General features: G+C 71.4%; 17 protein-coding genes and 1 pseudogene. 5 read left to right on the top strand and 13 right to left on the bottom strand.

Annotation, left to right across the window (positions count from 1 at the left end; genetic code table 11):
- The first annotated feature begins 249 nt into the window (after nt 1-249).
- On the top strand, nt 250-1704 hold the full coding sequence (locus tag ACMA1D_RS31060; protein WP_414727318.1) for an MDR family MFS transporter: 1455 nt from the start codon (nt 250-252) through the stop codon (nt 1702-1704).
- Between the two features lie 243 nt (nt 1705-1947).
- On the opposite strand, the gene ACMA1D_RS31065 is transcribed toward ACMA1D_RS31060, so the two are convergent.
- The 4 genes from ACMA1D_RS31065 to ACMA1D_RS31080 form a co-directional block, all read right to left on the bottom strand.
- Complete coding sequence (locus ACMA1D_RS31065; protein ID WP_414727319.1) at nt 1948-2304, bottom strand: hypothetical protein; 357 nt, start codon at nt 2302-2304, stop codon at nt 1948-1950.
- 168 nt (nt 2305-2472) lie between these two features.
- On the bottom strand, nt 2473-3492 hold the full coding sequence (locus ACMA1D_RS31070; protein WP_414727320.1) for a helix-turn-helix domain-containing protein: 1020 nt from the start codon (nt 3490-3492) through the stop codon (nt 2473-2475).
- 248 nt (nt 3493-3740) lie between these two features.
- Nucleotides 3741-4316, bottom strand: coding sequence for a YbjN domain-containing protein (locus tag ACMA1D_RS31075; protein ID WP_414727321.1), 576 nt, complete (start codon nt 4314-4316; stop codon nt 3741-3743).
- Nucleotides 4309-5853, bottom strand: a complete 1545-nt coding sequence (locus ACMA1D_RS31080; protein WP_414727322.1) for a glycosyltransferase — start codon at nt 5851-5853, stop codon at nt 4309-4311. Before ACMA1D_RS31080 ends, ACMA1D_RS31075 begins: the two co-directional genes overlap by 8 nt.
- Before the next feature lie 657 nt (nt 5854-6510).
- Between ACMA1D_RS31080 and ACMA1D_RS31085 the strand changes: the two genes are divergently transcribed.
- Nucleotides 6511-7314 carry a class I SAM-dependent methyltransferase gene (locus tag ACMA1D_RS31085; protein WP_414727323.1) on the top strand — a complete coding sequence of 268 codons (804 nt, stop codon included), beginning with the start codon at nt 6511-6513 and terminating at the stop codon, nt 7312-7314.
- Nucleotides 7315-7644: 330 nt separating this feature from the next.
- Here ACMA1D_RS31085 and ACMA1D_RS31090 read toward each other — a convergent pair whose 3' ends face one another.
- Entirely contained in the window at nt 7645-8661 is a 1017-nt protein-coding gene (locus tag ACMA1D_RS31090) for an NAD(P)-dependent oxidoreductase (RefSeq protein WP_414727324.1), read from the bottom strand.
- Between the two features lie 71 nt (nt 8662-8732).
- On the opposite strand from ACMA1D_RS31090, the gene ACMA1D_RS31095 reads away from it, so the two are divergent.
- Nucleotides 8733-9170, top strand: a complete 438-nt coding sequence (locus ACMA1D_RS31095; RefSeq protein WP_414727325.1) for a MerR family transcriptional regulator — start codon at nt 8733-8735, stop codon at nt 9168-9170.
- A 154-nt stretch (nt 9171-9324) separates the two neighbouring features.
- Here ACMA1D_RS31095 and ACMA1D_RS31100 read toward each other — a convergent pair whose 3' ends face one another.
- The 5 genes from ACMA1D_RS31100 to tgmA form a co-directional block, all read right to left on the bottom strand.
- Nucleotides 9325-10335, bottom strand: coding sequence for an aldo/keto reductase (locus tag ACMA1D_RS31100; protein WP_414727326.1), 1011 nt, complete (start codon nt 10333-10335; stop codon nt 9325-9327).
- 311 nt (nt 10336-10646) lie between these two features.
- Nucleotides 10647-11294, bottom strand: coding sequence for a hypothetical protein (locus tag ACMA1D_RS31105; RefSeq protein ID WP_414727327.1), 648 nt, complete (start codon nt 11292-11294; stop codon nt 10647-10649).
- A 320-nt stretch (nt 11295-11614) separates the two neighbouring features.
- Nucleotides 11615-12745, bottom strand: a complete 1131-nt coding sequence (locus ACMA1D_RS31110) for a protein-L-isoaspartate(D-aspartate) O-methyltransferase (protein WP_414727328.1) — start codon at nt 12743-12745, stop codon at nt 11615-11617.
- Complete coding sequence (gene tgmB, locus ACMA1D_RS31115) at nt 12742-13701, bottom strand: ATP-grasp ribosomal peptide maturase (RefSeq protein ID WP_414727329.1); 960 nt, start codon at nt 13699-13701, stop codon at nt 12742-12744. Before tgmB ends, ACMA1D_RS31110 begins: the two co-directional genes overlap by 4 nt.
- A gap of 29 nt (nt 13702-13730) precedes the next feature.
- Complete coding sequence (gene tgmA, locus ACMA1D_RS31120) at nt 13731-14042, bottom strand: putative ATP-grasp-modified RiPP (RefSeq protein ID WP_414727330.1); 312 nt, start codon at nt 14040-14042, stop codon at nt 13731-13733.
- Nucleotides 14043-14883: 841 nt separating this feature from the next.
- Here tgmA and ACMA1D_RS31125 point away from each other — a divergent pair.
- Together ACMA1D_RS31125 and ACMA1D_RS31130 are read left to right on the top strand one after the other, a co-directional pair.
- Nucleotides 14884-16104, top strand: a complete 1221-nt coding sequence (locus tag ACMA1D_RS31125) for an XRE family transcriptional regulator (protein ID WP_414727331.1) — start codon at nt 14884-14886, stop codon at nt 16102-16104.
- The gene (locus tag ACMA1D_RS31130; RefSeq protein WP_414727332.1) at nt 16095-16610 is read left to right on the top strand and encodes a GNAT family N-acetyltransferase; all 516 of its coding nucleotides are present in this window, start codon (nt 16095-16097) and stop codon (nt 16608-16610) included. The genes ACMA1D_RS31125 and ACMA1D_RS31130 overlap by 10 nt, the downstream gene beginning before the upstream one ends.
- Before the next feature lie 215 nt (nt 16611-16825).
- On the opposite strand, the gene ACMA1D_RS31135 is transcribed toward ACMA1D_RS31130, so the two are convergent.
- The 3 genes and pseudogenes from ACMA1D_RS31135 to ACMA1D_RS31145 all read right to left on the bottom strand — a co-directional run.
- Nucleotides 16826-17815, bottom strand: a complete 990-nt coding sequence (locus ACMA1D_RS31135; protein WP_414727333.1) for an aromatic ring-hydroxylating oxygenase subunit alpha — start codon at nt 17813-17815, stop codon at nt 16826-16828.
- 333 nt (nt 17816-18148) lie between these two features.
- A complete protein-coding gene (locus tag ACMA1D_RS31140) occupies nt 18149-18598 on the bottom strand; it encodes an NUDIX hydrolase (RefSeq protein ID WP_414727334.1) in 450 nt (149 codons plus the stop codon).
- A gap of 110 nt (nt 18599-18708) precedes the next feature.
- Nucleotides 18709-19514: pseudogene (locus tag ACMA1D_RS31145) on the bottom strand (hypothetical protein); the annotation flags it as partial.

The following is a 19514-nucleotide window of genomic DNA, read 5'->3' on the forward strand; positions in this document are numbered from 1 at the left end:
GGCGCGCGCCCGGGCTGCCCGGCGCGCGCGAGCTCGTGCGTGCGGGGCAGCGGGCGCGCCCCCGTACGCCTCGCCCGGCCCCCGTCGTAGCCCTGTGCGACCGCTCGGAAACACGGCGGGCACACGCGTGACCAGCGCAACAGTTGACGGTTTCCGCTAAATGACTAGCAGCCGCGAGCCTCGCGGACGTAAGTTACGAACACCGCTGGCGCCACTTACATCCACTCTGCTGCTCACCCTGGAGTTGTCATGCCCACTGCTTCGATGAGGCGGGCCGTGCGCGAGAGCGTGTCCGGGTTGCCCCGGGAGTTCTGGTGGCTGTGGACCAGCACGCTGGTCAATCGCCTTGGCGGGTTCGTCGCTACTTTTATGGCGCTTTACCTCACGTTGGAACGCGGCTACTCGGCCACGTACGCCGGTCTGGTCGCGGCGCTGCACGGGCTCGGCGGCGTGGTGTCCTCGCTGGGGGCGGGAGTGATGACCGACCGGCTGGGGCGGCGGCCCACGATGTTGATCGCCCAGCTGTCCACCGCACTGTCGGTGGCCGTGCTCGGCTTCATGACGCATCCGGTGGCGATCGCCGCGGTGGCCTTCGTCGTCGGCATGGCCAGCAACGCGTCCCGCCCGGCGGTGCAGGCGATGATGGCGGACATCGTGCGGCCCGAGGACCGGGTGCGGGCGTTCGCGCTCAACTACTGGGCGATCAACCTGGGGTTCGCGTTCTCCTCGATGGGCGCGGGCTTCATCGCCGAGTACAGCTATCGGGCCGGCTTCGTCGGCGAGGCGGTCATGACGCTGGTCTGCGCCGTACTGGTCTTCATCAAGCTGCCCGAGTCACGTCCGACACAGGGCCCGAAGGACACGGCCAGCGCGGCCGAACCCGCGGTCGGACTCGGCGCGGTCTTCCGCGACGGCCGCTTCATGAGTGTGGTCGGCCTCTCCTTCCTCATCTCGCTGATCTTCCAACAGGGTTACGTGGCGCTGCCGGTGGCGATGGGCTCCGACGGGTTCACCAGTGCGGACTTCGGGGTCGCCATCGCCGTCAACGGCATCCTGATCGTGGCGCTCCAGATCCCGGTGACCCGCTACATCGAACACCGCGATCCACAGCGGCTGTTGATCATCTCGGCGCTGCTCGCCGGGTACGGCTTCGGGCTCACCGCGTTCGCCGGTTCGCTCGGCGTGTACGCGCTGACCGTGTGCGTCTGGACGCTGGCCGAGATCGTCAACTCGCCCACCCAGATGAGCCTGGTCGTCCGCCTCTCACCGGTCCACGGCCGGGGCCGCTACCAGGGCATGTACACCATGTCGTGGGCGGTGGCCGCACTCGCCGCACCCCTCCTCGCGGGCCAGGTCATCGACCGCTTCGGCGCCGGCTGGCTCTGGGCCGGCTGCGCTGCGGTCGGCACGCTGGCCGCCCTCGGCTACTGGTTGCTGATGCGGGGGCTGCCTACGGAGGAGGCTGTTACGGCTGCGGATGAGGCGGTTGTTGGGGATGGGGTGGCTGTTGGGAGTGGGGTGGCGGTGGATGAGGTGACTGCTGGGGGCGGGGTGGCCGCTGGGCCTGGGGTGGCCGCTGCGAGCGGGGTAGCTGCTGCGAGTGAAGTGGCCGTGGCCTCGGGTGAGGTTGTGGTGAAGGGACAGGGTGTGGTGGGGGCTGGGGTTTCCGAGCCGGATGTGGCGCGTGGCGTGGTTGCGGGGTGAGGGGCGGGGCCCGCGGGCGGCAAGGGGGCCTGGCCCTCGCCCGTGCGCGGGGCCACCGTCTCGGGCATGCGGTCCCGGATCCGCGCCGGGTCCGGGACCGCGCCACCGCTGCGTACGGTGGCGTACGAGGTGGTGGACGGGCCCGCGAACCCGTCCACCAGGCCCGATGTGGCCTCGGCTAATCGTGTGGTCGGTCGACGACTAGGTGAGCCGACCGCACGGCTGGAGCGTTGGCCGTGGGCGTCAACTGCACTTGGGCAGGTGCGAGTGGCGGATGTTGGTCGCGTCGTGCGAGATGTGCCCCGTGACGCCGTCGCTGTCGAAGCGGACCCAGTACCACCACTTGTTGTCCGCGGCCCAGCGCTTGCAGGTCGCCAGGACCGTGTCGTTCTCGAAGGTAACGCCGATCTTGTCTCGGAAGGGGTTCACCTTCTTCCAGATCGAGTGCCCGCCGTGCACCGTGCCGCGGACGGAGGTGATGGACACCTCGGCGCGGTCGGTGCTGGGCGATGCGGCTGACGTCGACGGCGCTGCGGCGGCGAGCGAGCCCACCGTCAGGCTGAGCGCCGCCACCGTGGTGGCGATCCGTGCCCTGTTCATCGTGCAACCCCCTGGGTGTCGAGTGAGGAGTGTGCGTGCCGCGGCGTCCACGAGTGTCGCGACCGGGCCGCCCCGGTGGCTGCGCACTGCGTGCCGGGCCGTACGCACAGGGCGCCACGCTCGGCGCCACACCCCAGCCCCCTCGTTCCGCCCCGTCCGAGGCCGAGCTCAGTGCTCCGCCCGCTGCGAGCCCTCCGACGACTCGTCGGTGGCGGTGGCCAGCCGCCGGTGGGCACCGGGCGTGACCCCGTACGCGGCTCGGAAGGCGCGGCTGAAGTCGGCCGGGCGCGGGAAGCCCCAGCGTGCGGCGATGGTGTGGATGGGGCGGCTGGCCAGGGCCGGATCGGCCAGGTCGTGGTGGCAGCGCTCCAAGCGGCGGGCGCGTATCCAGCCGGCGACGCCCGTGCCCTGCTCCTCGAAGAGCCGGTGCAGCGAGCGGAGCGAGATGTGATGGGCTTCGGCGACGGCCGCCGGCGTCAGGTCGAGGTCGCCGAGGCGGCGCTCGATGTACGCCTGTACGCAGGCGAGTTGGGTGTCCTTGCCGGCACGGCCCAGCAGGGTGCCGGTCAGCTCGCGCTGCCGGCCGAGCAACGCCGTCAACAGGTCGGTCAGGACGAGGCCGAGCCGCCCGGCGTCGGCAGCGGTGTACGGGGCGGCGCCGGCCGGTGCGGGGTGGGTGATGGCGCCGATGAACTGCCGCAGCAGCAGGCCGATCGGGTCACTCGCCGGCACCCGGGTGCCGAGCAGGTCGGCCACCTGGCCCCGGCCCATGGGCAGCAGCTCCCGGGGCACCTGCACCATCACCGACGACGCCGCCGCCTGGCCGGCGCGGATCTCGGCGGTGAACGGCACGGAAGTGTCGTAGAAGAACAACTCGCCGTTGCCCAGGATCAGTTGACGGTCATGCCAGGTCATCGACTGCCGGCCGCCGCGGGTCAGGGCGAGTTGGTAGAGCTCCGGGTCCGCGGCCCGCACGAGTCGGGGCGTACGCCGTGCGCGCATGCTCTGGTACGTCATGGCCGACACCTGCACGGGGCCGAGGCTTGCGGCGCGCAGCGTGGCCCGGAAGTCAGTGGCGCGGTCGCTGTCGATCAGCGTCTTGAGCACTGCCCTGCTGCTCAACTCCCGCCAGGTGTCAAAGCGTTGCTCGATCGGCAGGTCATCGCTGCGGAACACCGTGGACAGCACACCGGCCCCCTTCGCGCGCCGCGAGCCGCCGCGCATCGATGGCGACCGTAGGCACGCGCCCCGGCGGAACCCTGCATGCCGAGTGAACGGGGCTTGTCCCCCGCGGCGGGGAATCGGGTGCTTCCCGGGGCGTGGGCTTCCGGTACGTGAGGTTCCGACCCGTGGGGATCGCGTGGCCGCGCGGCCTGCCGGGGCGGCTGGCTCGTCAGCGGGGTTGGTCCGCCGCGCGTCCCGGGCCCGTGCGTCGGCTAACCCTGTTCGGGTGCGGGGGGTTCCGGTGGGGTGCGGCCGGGGGAGGTGCGGTGGCCTGGTTGTTGTTCGCCGGTGAGGTGGGTGAAGGCGGCCAGGTTGCGGGTGGATTCGCCGCGGGAGGTGCGCCAGGCGTACTCCTTGCGGATGGCTGAGGCGAAGCCGAGTTCCAGCAGGGTGTTGAAGCTGCCGTCGGCGTTCTCCAGGACCGTGCCGAGCAGGCGGTCCAGCGCGTCGGGGGTGACCGCGGCCAGCGGTAGCCGGCCGACCAGGTAGATGTCGCCGAGCGGGTCGATGGCGTAGCCCACCCCGTACAGCCGCGTGTTGCGTTCCAGGAGCCAGCGGTGCACGGCGGCGGCGTTCTCGTCGGGGTGTCTGATGACGAAGGCGTTGATCGACAGCGCGTGCTTGCCGACCCGCAGCGAGCAGGTGGTGGAGAGCTTGCGGGTGCCGGGCAGGCTGACGACGTACGCGCCGTCGGCCGCCCGTTCCCACGTCAGCTCCGCTTCCCGCAGCGTGTGCTCGATGACCGCTGCCGCGTCGCCCGCCGGGCCGGCTTCCCCGTGGTTACCCATGCGTAGATCGTAGGCGACCGCGCCGCTCGTGCAGGGCCGCGCCGTACACGTCGGCGGTGGCCGCCGCGGCCCGGTCCCAGCCGAAGGAGTGCGCGTGGCGCGCCGCGTCCACGCCCATCCGGGTCGCCAGCGTGGGGTCGAACGCGAAGCGGCGCAGCGCCCGTGCGTAGTGCGCCGGGTCGTGGCCGGCGATCAGGAAGCCGCTCACACCGTCCCGGACGGCGACCGGCAGGCCGCCGACGGCCGCTGCGACCACCGGCGTGCCGCACGCCTGCGCCTCGATCGCCACCAGGCCGAACGATTCGCTGTACGAGGGCATGACCAGCACGGATGCCGCCCGGTACCAGTCGGCGAGCTGCTCCTGACCGACCGGCGGCCGGAACCGCACCAGGTCCGCGATGCCCAGTTGCGCAGCGAGCTTGTGCAGCCCCTCCGGCTTGGCGAGGCCGCTGCCGCTGGGCCCGCCGACGATCGGCAGCACGACCCGGTCGCGGAGCGAGGGGTGCTCGGTGAGCAGGTGGGCCACCGCGCGCAACACGATGTCGGGCGCCTTCAGCGGCTGGATGCGGCCGGCGAACAGCGGCACCAGCGCGTGCTGCGGCAGCCCGAGCCGCTCCCTGGCCGCGGCCCGGCTGGCGGCGATGACCGCCGGGTCGAAGTGGGGCGGGTCGACGTGGGGTGGGTCGAAGTGGGGTGGGGTTGGGTGTGGGTGTGGGTGTGGGGGCTGCGGCGGGTGGGCTGGGTGGTGCGGCGGCGTCCCGTACGGCACCTCCGGCGCCTCCGCCTCGTCCGGGACTTCCTGCGGCGGGGCCGGGCGGAAGCGGTCCAGGTTGACGCCCGGGTGGACGACGGCGACCTTGGCGGGGTCCGACTCGTAGTGCCGGACGAGTTCGCCGGCCTCCTCGTCGGTGTTGGCTATGAGCCGGTCGGCGGCCCGTACGATCTGCGTCTCGCCGATCACCCGGGCGGCCGGCTCGGGCGTGTCGCCCACGGCCAGCGCGGCGTTCTTGACCTTGGCCATGGTGTGCATGGCGTGGACGAGCGGGGTGCCCCAGCGTTCGGCGGCGAGCCAGCCGACGTGGCCGGAGAGCCAGTAGTGGGAGTGGACGAGGTCGTAGTGGCCCGGGCGGTGGCCGGCCCACGCCTGCATCACGCCGTGCGTGAAGGCGCAGAGCTGGGCGGGCAGGTCCTCCTTGGCCAGCCCCTCGTACGGCCCGGCGTCCACGTGCCGGACCAGCACGCCGGGGGCCAGTTCCACGGCGGGCGGGAGCGCGCCGGTGGTGGCCCGGGTGAAGATCTCGACCTCGATGTCGATCGCTGCGAGCCGCTTGGCCAGTTCCACGATGTACACGTTCATGCCGCCGGCGTCGCCGGTGCCCGGCTGGTGCAGCGGCGAAGTGTGGACGCTGAGCATCGCGACACGGCGCGGCAGGGCGCGCCCGAACGCCCGTGGGCGGCGCGCCGCCCGGGCGAGCAGGCCGCCGCGCGGGCCCGGAAGGGACGACCGGGAGCCTTGCCGGGGTGCGTACTGACTCACCGCGCGTGGCCTCCTTAGACGGCGTGGGTTTCCTCCGCAGGAGTGCAACAGCGGAATGTGTTGTTCCCATTTCCATTTTGCCAAGTTGTTATGGGGGTGGGGGGCGGACCCCGCCGGACGCCCCGGCCCCGCGCCGCCCGGGGCCGGCCGGTGGGGAGGAGTTGGCGCTGGTGGGAGGGGGCGGGGCGGGTGTCTCGGGTGAGCGTGGGGTGGCTGGGTGGGGCTGGGCAGGGCTGGGGGTGGGGGTGGGGGTGTCTGGGCGTCTCGGGGTGGCCTGGATGTGGCTGGCTGTGGCTCGGCGGTGGCCGGGTTGGCCTGGGAGAGGGCCCGGGTGGCCTGGGAGAGGGGGCTGGGTGGCCCAGGGCCCGGGTGGCCTGGGGGTGGCTGGGCAGCGCGGAGGTGAAGGGGCCGGCAGCACCGGGGTGGCTTCGGGTGGGCCGCGGATCTGCCCGGCCATCGCGGATGTGGGAGGCCGGCCCCGCCGAGGTGGCCGTGGGACGGGCCGGGCGATGTGGGGGGGGGTGGGGCCGGGTGGCTTCGCGCGGGCCCGGGCAGCGCAGCGGGGCGCCGGGCGCACCCAGGGTGGGCCGAGGTCGCCACCGGGGTGGGGCCGAGGTGGCCCCGGGGCGGGCCCCGCTGGGGCGTTAGGCTCGTCCCATGTCGTCGCGCACCCCGTCCCGCCCGCTGGGGACGGTCACCCGCGGCACCACCAACCCCAACCGGCTGCGCCGCATGGACCGCTGGATCGTGGCCGCGCTCGGCCGCGAGCTGCGCCGCTCGGACGACCCGGTGGCGGTGGACCTGGGGTACGGGGCGGCGCCCTGGACCGCCGTCGAACTGCTCGGCCGGCTGCGTACGGTACGCGCCGACGCCGAGGTGGTCGGCATCGAGATCGACCCGGAACGGGTGGCCAGGGGCCGGGCGTACGAGCGGCCCGGGCTGCACTTCGCGCACGGCGGCTTCGAGGTGCCGCTGCCCGGGCCCGGTGCGCGGGCGCCGGTCCTGATCAGGGCGGCGAACGTGTTGCGCCAGTACGAGGAGGCCGAGGTCGCGGCCGTCTGGGAGCGGCTGTGCGCCCGGCTCGCACCCGGTGGATTGCTGGTGGAGGGCACCTGCGACGAGATCGGGCGGCGCCACGTGTGGGTGGCGCTGGGGCCCGCAGGCCCGCGCACGGTCACCTTCGCCACCCGGCTCGGCTCCCTGGATCGCCCCTCTGACCTGGCCGAACGCCTACCGAAGGCACTGATCCACCGCAACGTACCGGGTGAGCCGGTGCACGCCTTCCTGTCCGACTTCGACCGCGCGTGGGCGGCGTCCGCCCCGTACGGCGCACTCGGGGCGCGCCAGCGCTGGATTCGCTCGGCCCGCCTGCTCGCCACCGACTGGCCCCTGACGGACGGCCCGACGCGCTGGCGCCAGGGCGAACTGACGGTGCGGTGGGAGGCGCTGGCGCCGCGGTGAGGGGTTTCTCTTTTTGGGGGACTGGCCGCGGGCTGGCCGGGTGACGGATGCCCGGGGCCGGCCGGGCGCCGGGGGCTGGCTAGGTGCCGCGCCGGGCGCGCCCCGAGGTAGCGGCGCGCCCCGTGGTCGATAGGTGCGCGGTGCGCGCCCCGTGCTCGGTCGCGGCGCCCCGCATCCGGTCCGCTCCCCCGCGGCGCACCGACGGCCCTCCTAACTCGCGGCCAGGTCCAGCCCGGGGCACCCCGGTCACCGGTCCCGATGGCCGGGCGGGCCCTCCCGCCTCAGGGCCCGCCCGCCGCCGACACCCGTCACACCCGCACCGCGGCTGGCTCAGCTTCCGCTACGGCTGCCACTGCCTCCGCTCTCGCTCGGCCCGGGCTTGCTGAACTCCTCGATGAGGACCGCATACTGCTCCCCGCCGTGGCCCGCAGCGATCGACCGGTCGGCCAACGTCTTGAACAGCCTGGGAAGTTCGGCGTTGACGCCCAGCCGTTCGCTCTCCTCGATGAGGTGGGCCATCGCCCGGACGTCGGTCTCCAGGGCGGACACCTCGGCCGGGAAGACGCCGCGGTCGACCTGTTCGGCGTAGCCGGGCAACCAACTGGCCACCTCGGTGGCCATCTCCACCGCGAACGGCGCGTACGTCGCCGCGTCCACGCCCGCCGTCCGCACCAGGGCCGTGCCCTGGAGCCAGGCGTTGAGGATGCTCCACATCATGGTCAGTCCGGCCACGTCGTACAGGGCGGCGAGCCCGTGGTCGGCGCCGAGGTAGCGGACGGTGCCGAGCGCCGCCAACGTCGCCTCGTACGCGGCGAAGTCGGCCTGCTCCCCGCTGAGCAGGATGATCGCGCCGGCGGTGCCGATCACCGGCGGAACGGCCATGATCGCGCCGTCCAGGTAGCGGGCGCCGCGTTCGCCGGCCCACTGCGCGGCCTCGCGGGCCTGGGCCGAATCGCCCGAGGTCAGGTTGATGATCGTGGTCCCGTCGAGCGCGTCCTCGTGCGCCGCGAGCAGGTCTCGTACGGCCTGGTAGTCGGTGAGGCAGAGGATCGTCACGGCGCTCGCCCGGAGTGCGGCGTCCACGCTGGGCGCGAGTTCGGCGCCGGCGGCGACGAGCGGTTCGGCCTTGACGGCCGTCCGGTTCCACACGGTCGTACGGTGCCCCGCCGCCAGGAACGCATCGGCCAGCGCCCGCCCCATCAGCCCGAGTCCGACGACGGAGACGGAGGCCGCGGCGGAGGGGGCTGAGCCGGAAGGAGCTGGGTCGGCAGCGGAAGAGGGCGCGGAGGGAGGAGCGGAAGAGGGAGAGGAGGAGGAAACAGTATCGGTGGGGTTGCTGTTGCTCATGGCAGGAATCGTCAACGTTGAGACCGGTCTGAAGGTCAAGCCCGGACCGGTACGAGGTCGAGGGGGAGCCGGTGCGCATCGGAGAACTGAGCCGCAGGACGGGCGTCAACGCCCACCAACTGCGCTATTACGAAGCCCAGGGCCTGCTGGAGGCCGAGCGCGGCACGAACGGCTACCGCAGCTACGACGAGGGCGCCGTCCTCCGCGTCAGACAGATCCGCCACCTGCTGGCGGCCGGCCTCTCCTCGGAGGACATCGCCTACCTGCTGCCCTGCGTGACCGGCGAGGCCCCGGAAATCGCCGGCTGCCCCGAACTCCTGGCCGCGATGCGCTCCCGCCTGGACCGCATCGACGGCCAACTGGCCACCCTGGCCCGCTCCCGCGACGCCCTGGCCACGTACATCGACGCGGCGGAACGCTCGGGCTGGGAGCACTATCCGCCGTTCGACGGGACGGAGTTCGAGACTGCGGAACACGCCGCGTCGAGCGCGCAGCCCCTGCCGGCGTGAGGGGCCGCGCGCTGCGCGCGGCCGGACCGCTTGGCGAGCGGGATGCTCATCCGGACAGGGTCCCCGCCCGGACGCAAGGCCGGCCTGAACGCGGTGCCAGTCCGAACAGGGTCCCCGCCCGGACCGGCGCGCGGCCCCGCCGCGCCGAGTGGGGTCAGGCGCCGGCCGGCAGCGGGGCGGCGGGGCTTATCAGGTGTGCGGCGCGCAGATCGTGCCAGAACTCGGCCGGGACGACCTCGTTGAGCGCGGCCACGTCTTCGGCTATGCGGCTGGGGCGGGTGGCGCCGGGCACCGCGGCGGCGGACACCGGGTGGGCCAGGACGAACTGGAGGGCGGCGGCCTTGACGGACACTCCGTGCTTCTCGGCCAGGGCCTTGATCTTGTCGACGCGTTCCACGATCTCCGCAGGGGCCTGCTGGTACTCGAAGTGGGCGCCGCCCACGAGGACACCGGAGCTGTACGGACCGCCGACGACCATGCCGACGCCCTGCTCCTCGGCCTTGGGCAGCAGGCGCTGGAGGGCGTGGCCGTGATCGAGGAGGGTGTACCGGCCGGCGAGCAGGAACCCGTCGGGCTGCGGCTCGTCGAGGTCCAGGGTCAGCTCTATCGGTTCGGTCCTGTTGACACCCAGCCCCCACGCCTTAATGACGCCCTCGTCGCGCAGCCGGGAGAGCACCCGGAACGCACCGGTGCGGGCCTCCTCGAACTTCTGCAACCACGCGTCGCCGTAGATGTCCTGGGCGATGTCGTGGACCCAGACGACGTCCAGGCGGTCGGTGCCCAGACGCTTGAGGCTGCCTTCTATGGAACGCTCGGTGTTCTCCGCGGTCCACGAGTGGAGGACCTTGTTGGGGTTGCCGTGCTCGAACAGGCTGCCCTTTTCGCCGAGGTCGGGGGCCTCGGTCTCCGGCTCGTCCAGCACGACGCGGCCGACCTTGGTGGACAGCACGTACGCATCACGGGGCTTGTCCGAGAGCATCTGCCCCAGCCGCTCCTCGGCGAGGCCCGCCCCATAGACGGGGGCGGTGTCGAAGAAACGAACGCCCTGGTCCCAGGCGGCTTCGACGGTGGCGCGGGCGTCCTCGTCAGGGATCGCGCGGAACATGTTGCCGAGCGGGGCTGTACCGAAGCCGAGACGGCCGGGGAGGATTTCCTTGAGCGACATGACAGCGCCTTAAGAGGTTGCGGGATGGATGCCCGGACGCCCGGCGGCTCCCCCGGCTCGCGCCGAGCGAACCGGCCGGCGGCCCCGTCCACCTCGCCACGCGCGATCCGCGGACGGCGTACGCCACGCGGGGCGAGCGTGCAGAGGCAGCCGGCACCAAGCGTCCCGACACGCCCGCATCCCTTGAATGCAGGCGCTCCTTACATGCGTAGACAATAGTTGCAGACGCCGACTAATGCAAGAGCAATTATCTGCCCCGCCCCGCCGCGCGCCTCGCTAGGCCGCGGGGCCCCCTGGACCGCGGGCTCCCCCTAGACCGCGGGCGGCGGCTCAACACCGTGCCCCCACACCATGTGCACCTGCATGACCTCAACAACCTCCGCCACAGCCTGCGCCGGATGAGCCTCCAGCGCGTCATCCAACGCCTTCCGCAACCGGGAGCACGACAGACAATCCACGGGTCGCACGGCCCCGCCCGACCCAACAGCCAGGCTCAACAACTCCTGCACGGACGGCAGCCCCCGCACCCCTGCCCCATCCGCCCCATCCGCAGCGGCGGGCGGCCCCTGCGACGACTCGACACCCGCGACACCCACGCCACCCGCACCGACTTCCACAGCGACGTCCGCCGCACCTTCCACCACCGGCCCCGGACACCCCAACACGCGCGGCTCATGCGCCTCACAAACACCAGCCGCCCGATCCATCGCCTGCGCCAACACCCACCGCCCGAGCCTGTCGCCCTCCCGACCGGAAAGAATGAGACGAGCACTCAACTCACACGCCTCAACCAACTCGCTCTGCATCAGCCGCGGAAACCACGTCCACGCAACGGTCTCCTGCATGGCACACACCAACCACGGAATATCCGCTATCGCCCGACTCCGACCTTTACCCTCATCAAAACGCACCAACCCAGCGATACGACGTAGCTCTTGAGCGAAGCTCATTTCCGGCATGGGGGAGTCACCTCATCGAACTAAGGCATGACCAGGGCATGGGGAAGATTGGGACCCGCTCCCCGCAGGGCTGAATGCGCGTGGGGGCGCGCACGGCTGCACCTGCGGGGAGCGGGGGATTACGGGAGCGCGGCTCACTCCAACTAGTCCGCCTGGTCAGCGAATTGGCCGCACGCAGTTGAGCGGACGGGCTGGCTTGGGCCAGAGCTGCGGCTGGGCTTTCCCTCGCCGCACTCGTACGGAACGCAGGCTGCGCGGCGAAAGGGCCGGGCGCGCGGCGAAATGCGGAGATAGATCGAACGATTCCGCGGGGCCGGGCGTCAGGAGTTGCGGAGGGGCCAGCGCGGGTTGGTGGCGGAGTCGAGCCAGAGGGTGTGTTCGCCGTCGGGGGTCACGGTCAGGCCGTAGCGGTCCAGGCCCGGCCGGCCTTGTTCTACCCAGTCGTTGAGCAGGACCGCCCGCTCATCCCACAATTCTCGGGGCCCGTCGTAATCGAGGCGTGCCAGCCGGACGTCGAGCGTGGTGATGCGGGCCCACGATTGGGTGTCCGGGTCGTGGATGCAGTGCACCTGGCGCTTGGTGGAGTCGGTGTAGGAGAAGTTCACCGCGGAGGGTTGGAGAAGGGCGCTGAGGAATTGCGGGATGCCGCCATTCATATCCGTGGGGACTTCGATGGTGCGGTCCTTGCCCTGCGCGGTGGTGAATTGTGCGGTGAGTTGCTGGGCGGTGGTGCTCACCACGTCCGGCGCGTCGCGAGCGGTCATGAACGAGGCGGGATAGGCGTGGAAGTGTCCCTGCGCGGTGTGGTCTTTGGCGACGCGTAGGCGGGCGATGCCCAGGCCCACATTGGCGACGATCACCCCGCCGGGCCGTACCTGTTGGCACCAGGCCGCGGGAATCCGCCCGACGCCGAAGGTCGCGATGAGCCGGTCGTAGGGGGCGTGGTCGGGGAGACCGTCGCGCCCGTCGCCGGCGACCATGGTGGGGAAGTAGCCGAGGCCGTGCACGCGGGTGGCGGCGGCGCCGACCAGCCCGGGGTCGATGTCGAGGGAGAAGACCCGGCTGGGGTCGAGCCGGTGGCACAGGAGCGCGGCGTTGTATCCGGTGCCGAGCCCCACCTCCAGCACCTTGTGCGGGGACTCGACGTCCAGCGATTCGAGCATGCTGGCCATGAGCCAGGGCTGGGTGGAGGAGCTGGTGGCCGTTCCGGCGGCGTCGAACTGGGTGAGCAGGGAGGCGTCCGAGTAGATCACCGGCAACCGGTTCGGATCGTCCTCGGCATAGGTGTGCTTGCGGCCCTTGGCGCGCACGGTGAACTGGCCCACGAAGACTTCCCGTGGAATCTCAGCGAAGGCCGAGCGCCATTCTTCGGTGCGCAGGGCTCCTTGGCTGGTGAGTCGTTCGACCATGATGCGGCGCAGGTCTGCGGTGGAAGGCGGTGCGGTGGTCATGGCGTGGGTCGCTCCAGGAGGTCGGCGATGGCGTGGGTGATGGGTTCGCGGAGGAAGGGGATGAAAGCCCACTGGCCGTTGGGGTTGACGTCAACGAGGTACCAGTGCCCGTGCTTGTTAACGAGGAAGTCCAGGGCGGCGTAGCGGAGGCGGAATTCGCGCATGAGCTTGTGGACGCCGTTGCGCATCTTTTCTGGCACGGTGCACGGGCCGTGGGTGAGGCTGTCGTAGTCGCTGCGGAAGTCGATGCGGCTGGCGTCCGAGCCGGCCCGGATGCGCGCGGCGAACATCTGGGTGCCGACGACGGTGAGCCTGACTTCGAACACCTTGGGAATCCATTGCTGGAACTGGTGGGCGGTCAGGGCGACGGAATCGTCAATGTCCTCGGGGCGGACCTTAGTGGTCCACAGGGCGTGGGGTTGCCCATTGACCTCGGTGGGGGCCTTTGCCCCCAGAGCCTTGTACGCCGCGACGGAATCGGGGAGGGATCTCACGAAGTCCCGAGCTTCGTCGGGGCTGTTGGTGACCAGGGTCTTGGGCACGGTGAGCCCACACCGGGCCGCGGTGGCCAGCGCCATGGGGGCACCGCTGGCCACCGCGTTGCGGTGGGGGTGGTTGATCCAGGGGCAGGGCAAGGAGGTGAGGACGCCGAGCCCCGCGCGGGCTTCGCTCTCGGCCCATCGTGCGTCCGCCTCCGACATCTCGTCGGTGAGGCGGAAGGACGAGGGGCGCCGGTAGTACACGGAGGTGACGTGGACGAAGGTTGAGTCCTGGTGCCGGCCCTTGAGCGAGCCGACCCACTTCTTGTCGTACGGACCGATACGGGCGCTGAGCCCCACGGTCTGGGGGAAGTCCCCCGGGTCAAGCCGGTGGACGGGCATGCCCCTGTTGTTGAGCTCGGCAATCACCAGGTCCGCGGTCGCATCCGCATCGCGAGTCAGCACCAGGACGGTCATCGTTCGCTACCTCCGGTCAGCGGGCCAGGTCAGTCGGTGTCGTTTTCCTTGTCGTCGGCGAGCTGGCTGTCCTCCCGGGTCTGGGCCACCGTCTCGAACTGGGAAGCCAGCGACGGCTCGTTGACGAACGGCGTGCCCTGCTTGGTGACGCTGATCTGCCGGGTCGGACACAGCGCCAGGGAGGGCAGAACGGACTGGAGGGGGGTGACCGGTACGGCGCGGAGTAGCCCGAACGGCCGTACGGGAGAAACCTCGTCCTGACGACGTACACGGCGGGACGTGTACGGGAACATGGACGGCGCGAGCGTGTTCGACTCGGCCGCCAGATCGGTGGACGACATACTCTTTCCCTTCTCTTGATCCTCGTTGGGTCGTACCTTCTGGTGCGCCCCGCAGCGGCGTCAGATTCTGCGCGTGCAGCGGGGATCCAGCCTCGGCCCGCTTGCGCACTAGGGCGGAGCCGGAGCCCGCCCCCGATTTGGCCGTCCTCTTCACATGCCAGGGGCGGGAGAACTAGGGGCTAGGGAAGCTTGGCGATCTTGACCATGCGGAGCTGCCGGACAAGGTGCGCGGCCAGCACGCGACACGGGTGCAGCCGCGTTAACTCAACTGGTCTGCCATCACGGGAATTCGCCGGGAAGGGATGCATCCTTGGCCGCCAGTTCGACCCAGATGGTCACGCCTTACCGGCAGACGCCAAGGCCCCATTAATCTGCGATGGCCGACACGAGGGCCAGCCCATGAAGAGCGGGTCTTCCTCAGGGAGAGCGTCGCCCACGTCACTTCTGAACCTCGTGTCGGAATCCGGATACCACAGCCGAGGCAGTAGGGGATTGAGAGGGGCGGCCCGCCCCGCCGCTCACTCCAACTGGTCCACGGACGAGCCGTACAGGTACAGGGGCCTGGCGGGCTTAGGGCGAAGCTCCGGGCAACGCTCCTTGTTGCCACACTGGCACGGGGGCCACTCCAGCGGATTCCCGTAGTTGACGGGGGAAGCGGGCGGAGCGGATGGCTGCTGGGGCGAACCCATGATCTGCCTCCTTGCTGCGGTTCGAAGCCCACGATGCTGGGCGACCAACACTCGCCAACAGGACGAAACGTGAAGCTCCCCCTGGCGCCACCCGGACTTTTTTGCCTGACCATTGCCATCACGCAAGGTGCCCGATTCGATACCGTGAGTCCATGGAGGGAAATGCGGCACTCGCCGCAGCCATGCAGCAACTCGGTTTGGGACAGGCTGAGTTGGCCCGAAGGCTCGACGAGGAAGCCAGGCGCATCACCGGTCGGGACCATCAGTTGACAGATCGACAGGTGCGTCGATGGCTCAAGGGAGAGGTTCAATGGCCTCACGCCGTCCAACGCATGGCCTTGGAAGCTGTTCTCAAGCAACCGGCCGTCGAACTAGGGTTCAAACCTCGGTCCAGGCATCCCGCCGAGGAGGATCCATTGGAGCGCCGCACCTTCTGCGCCGCTATTGCCGCCATAGCCCCCGCCCACCCTCGCATTGGACAGAGCGACGTCGCCCGGCTACAGGCCCAGTACACCGAAATCATCACAGCGGGAAACGAACTCGGCGGCAGGAAAGCCATCGAAGATCGTGCCGCCGATCTGATCTCGCGCATCGAATCCGCGCTATCGAGCGGCACGGCTTCAGCCCGCACGCGCTCCAAGCTGTATCACCTCGCCGCAGACGTGACATGCGCCGCAGCCTTCGCGGCCATCGATCGGCGTGCAACAGTGCGTGCTCGCGATCATCTAGGAAAGGCTGTAACATTCGCCGGCCTATCTGGAGTTAGCGAGACGCAATATCGTGTATGGAATCAGGTAGCAATGCTGGCCGGGCAGCGCCGAGACTTCGCCGAACAAGGTGCCGCAGCCGAAGCAGCCAAGCGCCAAGCCGCCTACCGAAGAGACCCGCTCTATACGTCCCTTGCTCACATGCGGACAGCCATTTGCCAGAGCGAAATAGGAGACCGAACAGCCGCGCTTCGGGCACTCAGTGCCGCGGAGCGCTCCTTTGAGCGCCAGCAGCAGATCATCAGACCTCTATGGATCAGCTTTTACGACGCAGCCGAACTCGACGGACTGGCAGGCCTCGTCTGGCTGCGGCTCGGGGAGCCGGCGCGTGCGGAAGCGCAGCTTCATCGAGCACTGGCAGCGCTCCGGCCCGACCTCGTACGCAACCGCGCTTACTACACCGCCCACCTGTCGCTGGCTCAGGCTCAGCAAGGGGAAGTGGCACTGGCGTGTAGTACAAGCGATTGCGCGACAGCGATCCTCAGTGGCGTCAGGTCGGCCCGTACCTACACCACCCTCAAGAAAGTGCGCACCCTCATCAACACGGCGCACTCCGCAGACCCCCACATCCAAGAATGGGCAGAAAGGGCCGAAGCATGGAAATGAAGCTGTACTCGCACGCAGATGCCGCCAGCATCCGGGAGATGGTTCTCGACCTGCACGACGCCGTGTACGGCGAAGAAGGCGACACGTTCCACTCGCGTGAGCGCTTCGGTGAGTTCTACGACCACTGGAGCAGCAAGGACGAGTGGTCCTGTGCGGTCAGCTTCACCGATGGCACCCCCGTCGGTTTCGCGTACGGCTCGCCCTTCGGGCCCGGCGGGTGGTGGAAGGGGTCCGAACGGCCCGCCGCGGTGGGGCCAGACGACACAGTCTTCGGGTTCTCAGAGCTGCTGGTCATGCAGGAAGCCAGGAAGACCGGCCTCTCGGGCCGCCTGCACGACGCCGTCGTCACCAGCCGCGGCAACGACGTCGCGACGCTCCTCGTGGATACGGCGCACCCCAAGGTGCAGGCGCTCTACGAGAGTTGGGGATACGCGAAGGCCGATGAGCAGAAGCCCTTCGATGACTCGCCGATCTTCGCCGTGCTGGTCAAGCGGCTGCGCGGCTAGCACCCGCCGGTGATCGCCTGTCTGTGGGCTTCTGTCGGTGGTTCCACCGCAAACCCTCGATTCGGCGTTTCGCCCGCCCGGGCCTCGGCACGGCCAGGCAGCAGTGCGCAGGAGCGCGCGGGCGGGCCCGCCACTCGCACGGGAGCGCGCGGCAGCGGGCGGCAGCGGGCGGCAGCGGGCGGCAGCGGGCGGGCCCAACGCCCCGGGTCCGTCCGTCAGCTCCCCCCGCCAGCAAGGTCCCCTTCGGGCTCGGCCGCCCTTCGTCGCGGCCCCCGCTCGGGCCGCGCGAGCGCCGGGTGCGGTTCGGTGTAGAACTGGCTGGCCCAGCGGCGGAACGGCATGATCGGGCCGTCGCCCTTCGCCAGGCGCGGGCGGTCCAGGTAGATCTTGTGCTCCCAGATCGGGACGTCCTCGCTGGTGTCGCGCCAGGCCGCCCACACGTACGCGCGCGCGATGGCCGGGGCAAGGCGGTGGACGAGGCGGTTCTCGCAGCGCAGGGCCACCGAGGAGCGGATCTCCACCCGCAGGGGGTCCACGGGGGTGACGCAGAACCACACCCGGGCCCGGAAGCCGCCGAACTGTTCGCTGTCGACCTGGACCCGGACCACCCCCAGGCCCTGGATGAGCACCTTCGAGGCGGGGGTGGTGGAGGCCACCTTGAAGCGGGAGCGCTCGGAGCGCAGCCGGGTGACGGTCTGGAGGCGTTCGGCCTCGAACGTGGGCTCCTCGATGACCTCGTGGGCGTAGCCGTGGATCGGGTAGAAGTGGCCGTAGTCCACGATGTTCTCGATGACCTCCTGCGGGTGGTCCAACCGCACGTGCCGGCCGCAGTACGGCTTGGCGAAGCCCGCCGGGGGCAGCGGCTCGATCTCCCACGAGGGCGGCTCGCCCAGGGAGTGGCGCCAGACGAAGATCATGTCGTCCAACTCCCGGCATTCGACCGCCGTCAGCCGGGCCTTGGGGGGCGGAGTGCCGTACCCGGTGGCGACGCAGCTCCCTTGGGCGTCGAAGCGGAAGTGGTGGAAGGGGCAGACGAGTTCTTCGCCATCCACCCGTCCGCCGTGCCCCAGGTGGGCACCCAGGTGCGGGCAGTGCGGCCCGACGGCCCGCAGTCGCCCGCCGCGGGTCCGGTAGAGCACCACGTCAGCGCCGGCCAGGCGCCGGGTGACCACCTTGCCGGGCGGCACCTCGTCGCTGGTCGCCACGGCGAACCAGCCGTCCGGGTAAGGCAGCCGTGGTTCCTGCTGTACCTGTGCTAACGGGGAAACCGTCCGGTCCGGTCGCGAACCGCCCCCACCGTGCAGCGCCATGTGCGTCCTTTCGTCACCCTCCGACACCTGTCGGTGGTCACTGCCCAGCGCGCTGGCGTGCACGCGGGGCGGGCGGAGCGCCTTGACGACTCGAAGAGCGCGCAAGGGTGCGCGCGATGACGTGATAATCCGCCTGCGCTGCCCCGGACGGGTGAAGCAGTGCTGCGCGAGGCGCGCTCGCCCCCGGGCTGGCCCCTCGTGGGGGGGGGGCTGCCGGCCGGTGGTGGCTCAGCCCGCCCCCGTACCCCCCACGCCTCCCCCGGCCCCTTCCGCCCCCGCCGCGAACAGTTCCACCAGTGCGTCCACCAACTCCCGGTCCCGCTCCTGCGTGAGGCGGGCGCGGGCGGCCGGGGGCGGGAGCCAGATGAGGCGGTCCACCTCGGGGTTGGGGATGAAGGCGTCGTCCAGGGCCTCCGCAGCCCAGTAGCGGACCTCCTTGGGGCGGCCGGCCACCACGTAGTGGGCGCTGGGGAGGGGGGCGCCGGGGACGCAGTCCATGCCCGTCTCCTCGGCCACCTCGCGCAGGGCGCCGCGCAGCGCGTCCTCACCGCGCTTGAGCTTGCCCTTGGGGTGCGACCAGTCGTCGTAGCGCGGCCTGTGGACAAGGGCGATCTCGCGGCCGGGCCCGTGCGGCGAGCGGCGCCACAGGACGCAGCCCGCCGCGCGGATCGGGGTCACCGGACCGCCGGGACCGGCCGCCCGGGCCCTACCACCCGCCCCGGAGCCGGCCCGCCGGGCCGAACCGTCCGCGGCGGGCCCGCCCGGCGACCCGTTCGCCCCGGCCCCGCTCACTGTCCCGTCGCCGCCCGCTGCCAGATCCGGCCGAAGGTGAACCTCGCCGCCTCCACCTCGTGCCGCTGGTCGGCGTGGAGCACGCCGAGTGCGTACGCCGTGGCCGGCGCGATGCGTGGGGTGCGGGCCGCTGCTGCCGCGGCGGCTGCCGCCTCCGCCGCGTCGCGGTGCCGTTCCAAGGCCTGGCTCGCGGCGAGCAGCCGTACCGCCAGCGTGGGTTCGGCCTCGGTGGGGCCGGTGCCCAGCGGCTGGTGCTCGTCCAGCACCTCAAGCGCGTACCTGCCGACCCGCACCAGCCTGCGCACCTGGTGCCACGGCGCGTCCTGGCCCTCGCTGGCCGGTGGGGCGTCCGCGGCGGCGGTCGCGGCCAGGCCGTGGGAGAGCGCGTCGGCGTTGTACGGGTGGCCCGAGCGGGCCAGCGGGAGCGCCTCGACGGCCTCCACCAGGCGGCGGTGGGCCAGTTCGGCGAGCGGCGGCAGCGCGGTGTCGGCCGGTTCGTCGGCCGCGGTCGGGTCCAGCGGGACCTCGGAGGCCAGCAGCGCGACGGCGTCGGCGACCGCGTGGAAGCGGGAGGAGCCGAGGGCCTGGAGCGCGGCCGTGTGGGCGCGCGTCCTGGCCAGCGTGAGTTGGCGCTCCAGGAGGGCCCCGGCGCGGGCGGCGCCCACCGTCAGGGCGCCCGCGCGGGCGTCGTCCCGGTCCGCCTCGCCGCGGGCGGCCGGCCCGTTCGATCCCGTGGCCCCGGCGGACCCCGCAGCCGCAGCCGCCGCGCCCGTGCCCCGCGCGGAGCGCTCGGCCGCACGAC

The organism is Streptomyces sp. 796.1, from assembly GCF_047525675.1.
GTDB lineage: Bacteria > Actinomycetota > Actinomycetes > Streptomycetales > Streptomycetaceae > Streptomyces.

Coding starts and splice junctions, on each gene's coding strand:
- ACMA1D_RS31060 (WP_414727318.1), top strand. CDS start 250: ATGCCCACTGCTTCGATGAGGCGGGCCGTGCGCGAGAGCGTGTCCGGG.
- ACMA1D_RS31065 (WP_414727319.1), bottom strand. CDS start 2,304: ATGAACAGGGCACGGATCGCCACCACGGTGGCGGCGCTCAGCCTGACG.
- ACMA1D_RS31075 (WP_414727321.1), bottom strand. CDS start 4,316: ATGGGTAACCACGGGGAAGCCGGCCCGGCGGGCGACGCGGCAGCGGTC.
- ACMA1D_RS31085 (WP_414727323.1), top strand. CDS start 6,511: ATGTCGTCGCGCACCCCGTCCCGCCCGCTGGGGACGGTCACCCGCGGC.
- ACMA1D_RS31090 (WP_414727324.1), bottom strand. CDS start 8,661: ATGAGCAACAGCAACCCCACCGATACTGTTTCCTCCTCCTCTCCCTCT.
- ACMA1D_RS31100 (WP_414727326.1), bottom strand. CDS start 10,335: ATGTCGCTCAAGGAAATCCTCCCCGGCCGTCTCGGCTTCGGTACAGCC.
- ACMA1D_RS31105 (WP_414727327.1), bottom strand. CDS start 11,294: ATGCCGGAAATGAGCTTCGCTCAAGAGCTACGTCGTATCGCTGGGTTG.
- ACMA1D_RS31110 (WP_414727328.1), bottom strand. CDS start 12,745: ATGACCACCGCACCGCCTTCCACCGCAGACCTGCGCCGCATCATGGTC.
- tgmB (WP_414727329.1), bottom strand. CDS start 13,701: ATGACCGTCCTGGTGCTGACTCGCGATGCGGATGCGACCGCGGACCTG.
- tgmA (WP_414727330.1), bottom strand. CDS start 14,042: ATGTCGTCCACCGATCTGGCGGCCGAGTCGAACACGCTCGCGCCGTCC.
- ACMA1D_RS31125 (WP_414727331.1), top strand. CDS start 14,884: ATGGAGGGAAATGCGGCACTCGCCGCAGCCATGCAGCAACTCGGTTTG.
- ACMA1D_RS31130 (WP_414727332.1), top strand. CDS start 16,095: ATGGAAATGAAGCTGTACTCGCACGCAGATGCCGCCAGCATCCGGGAG.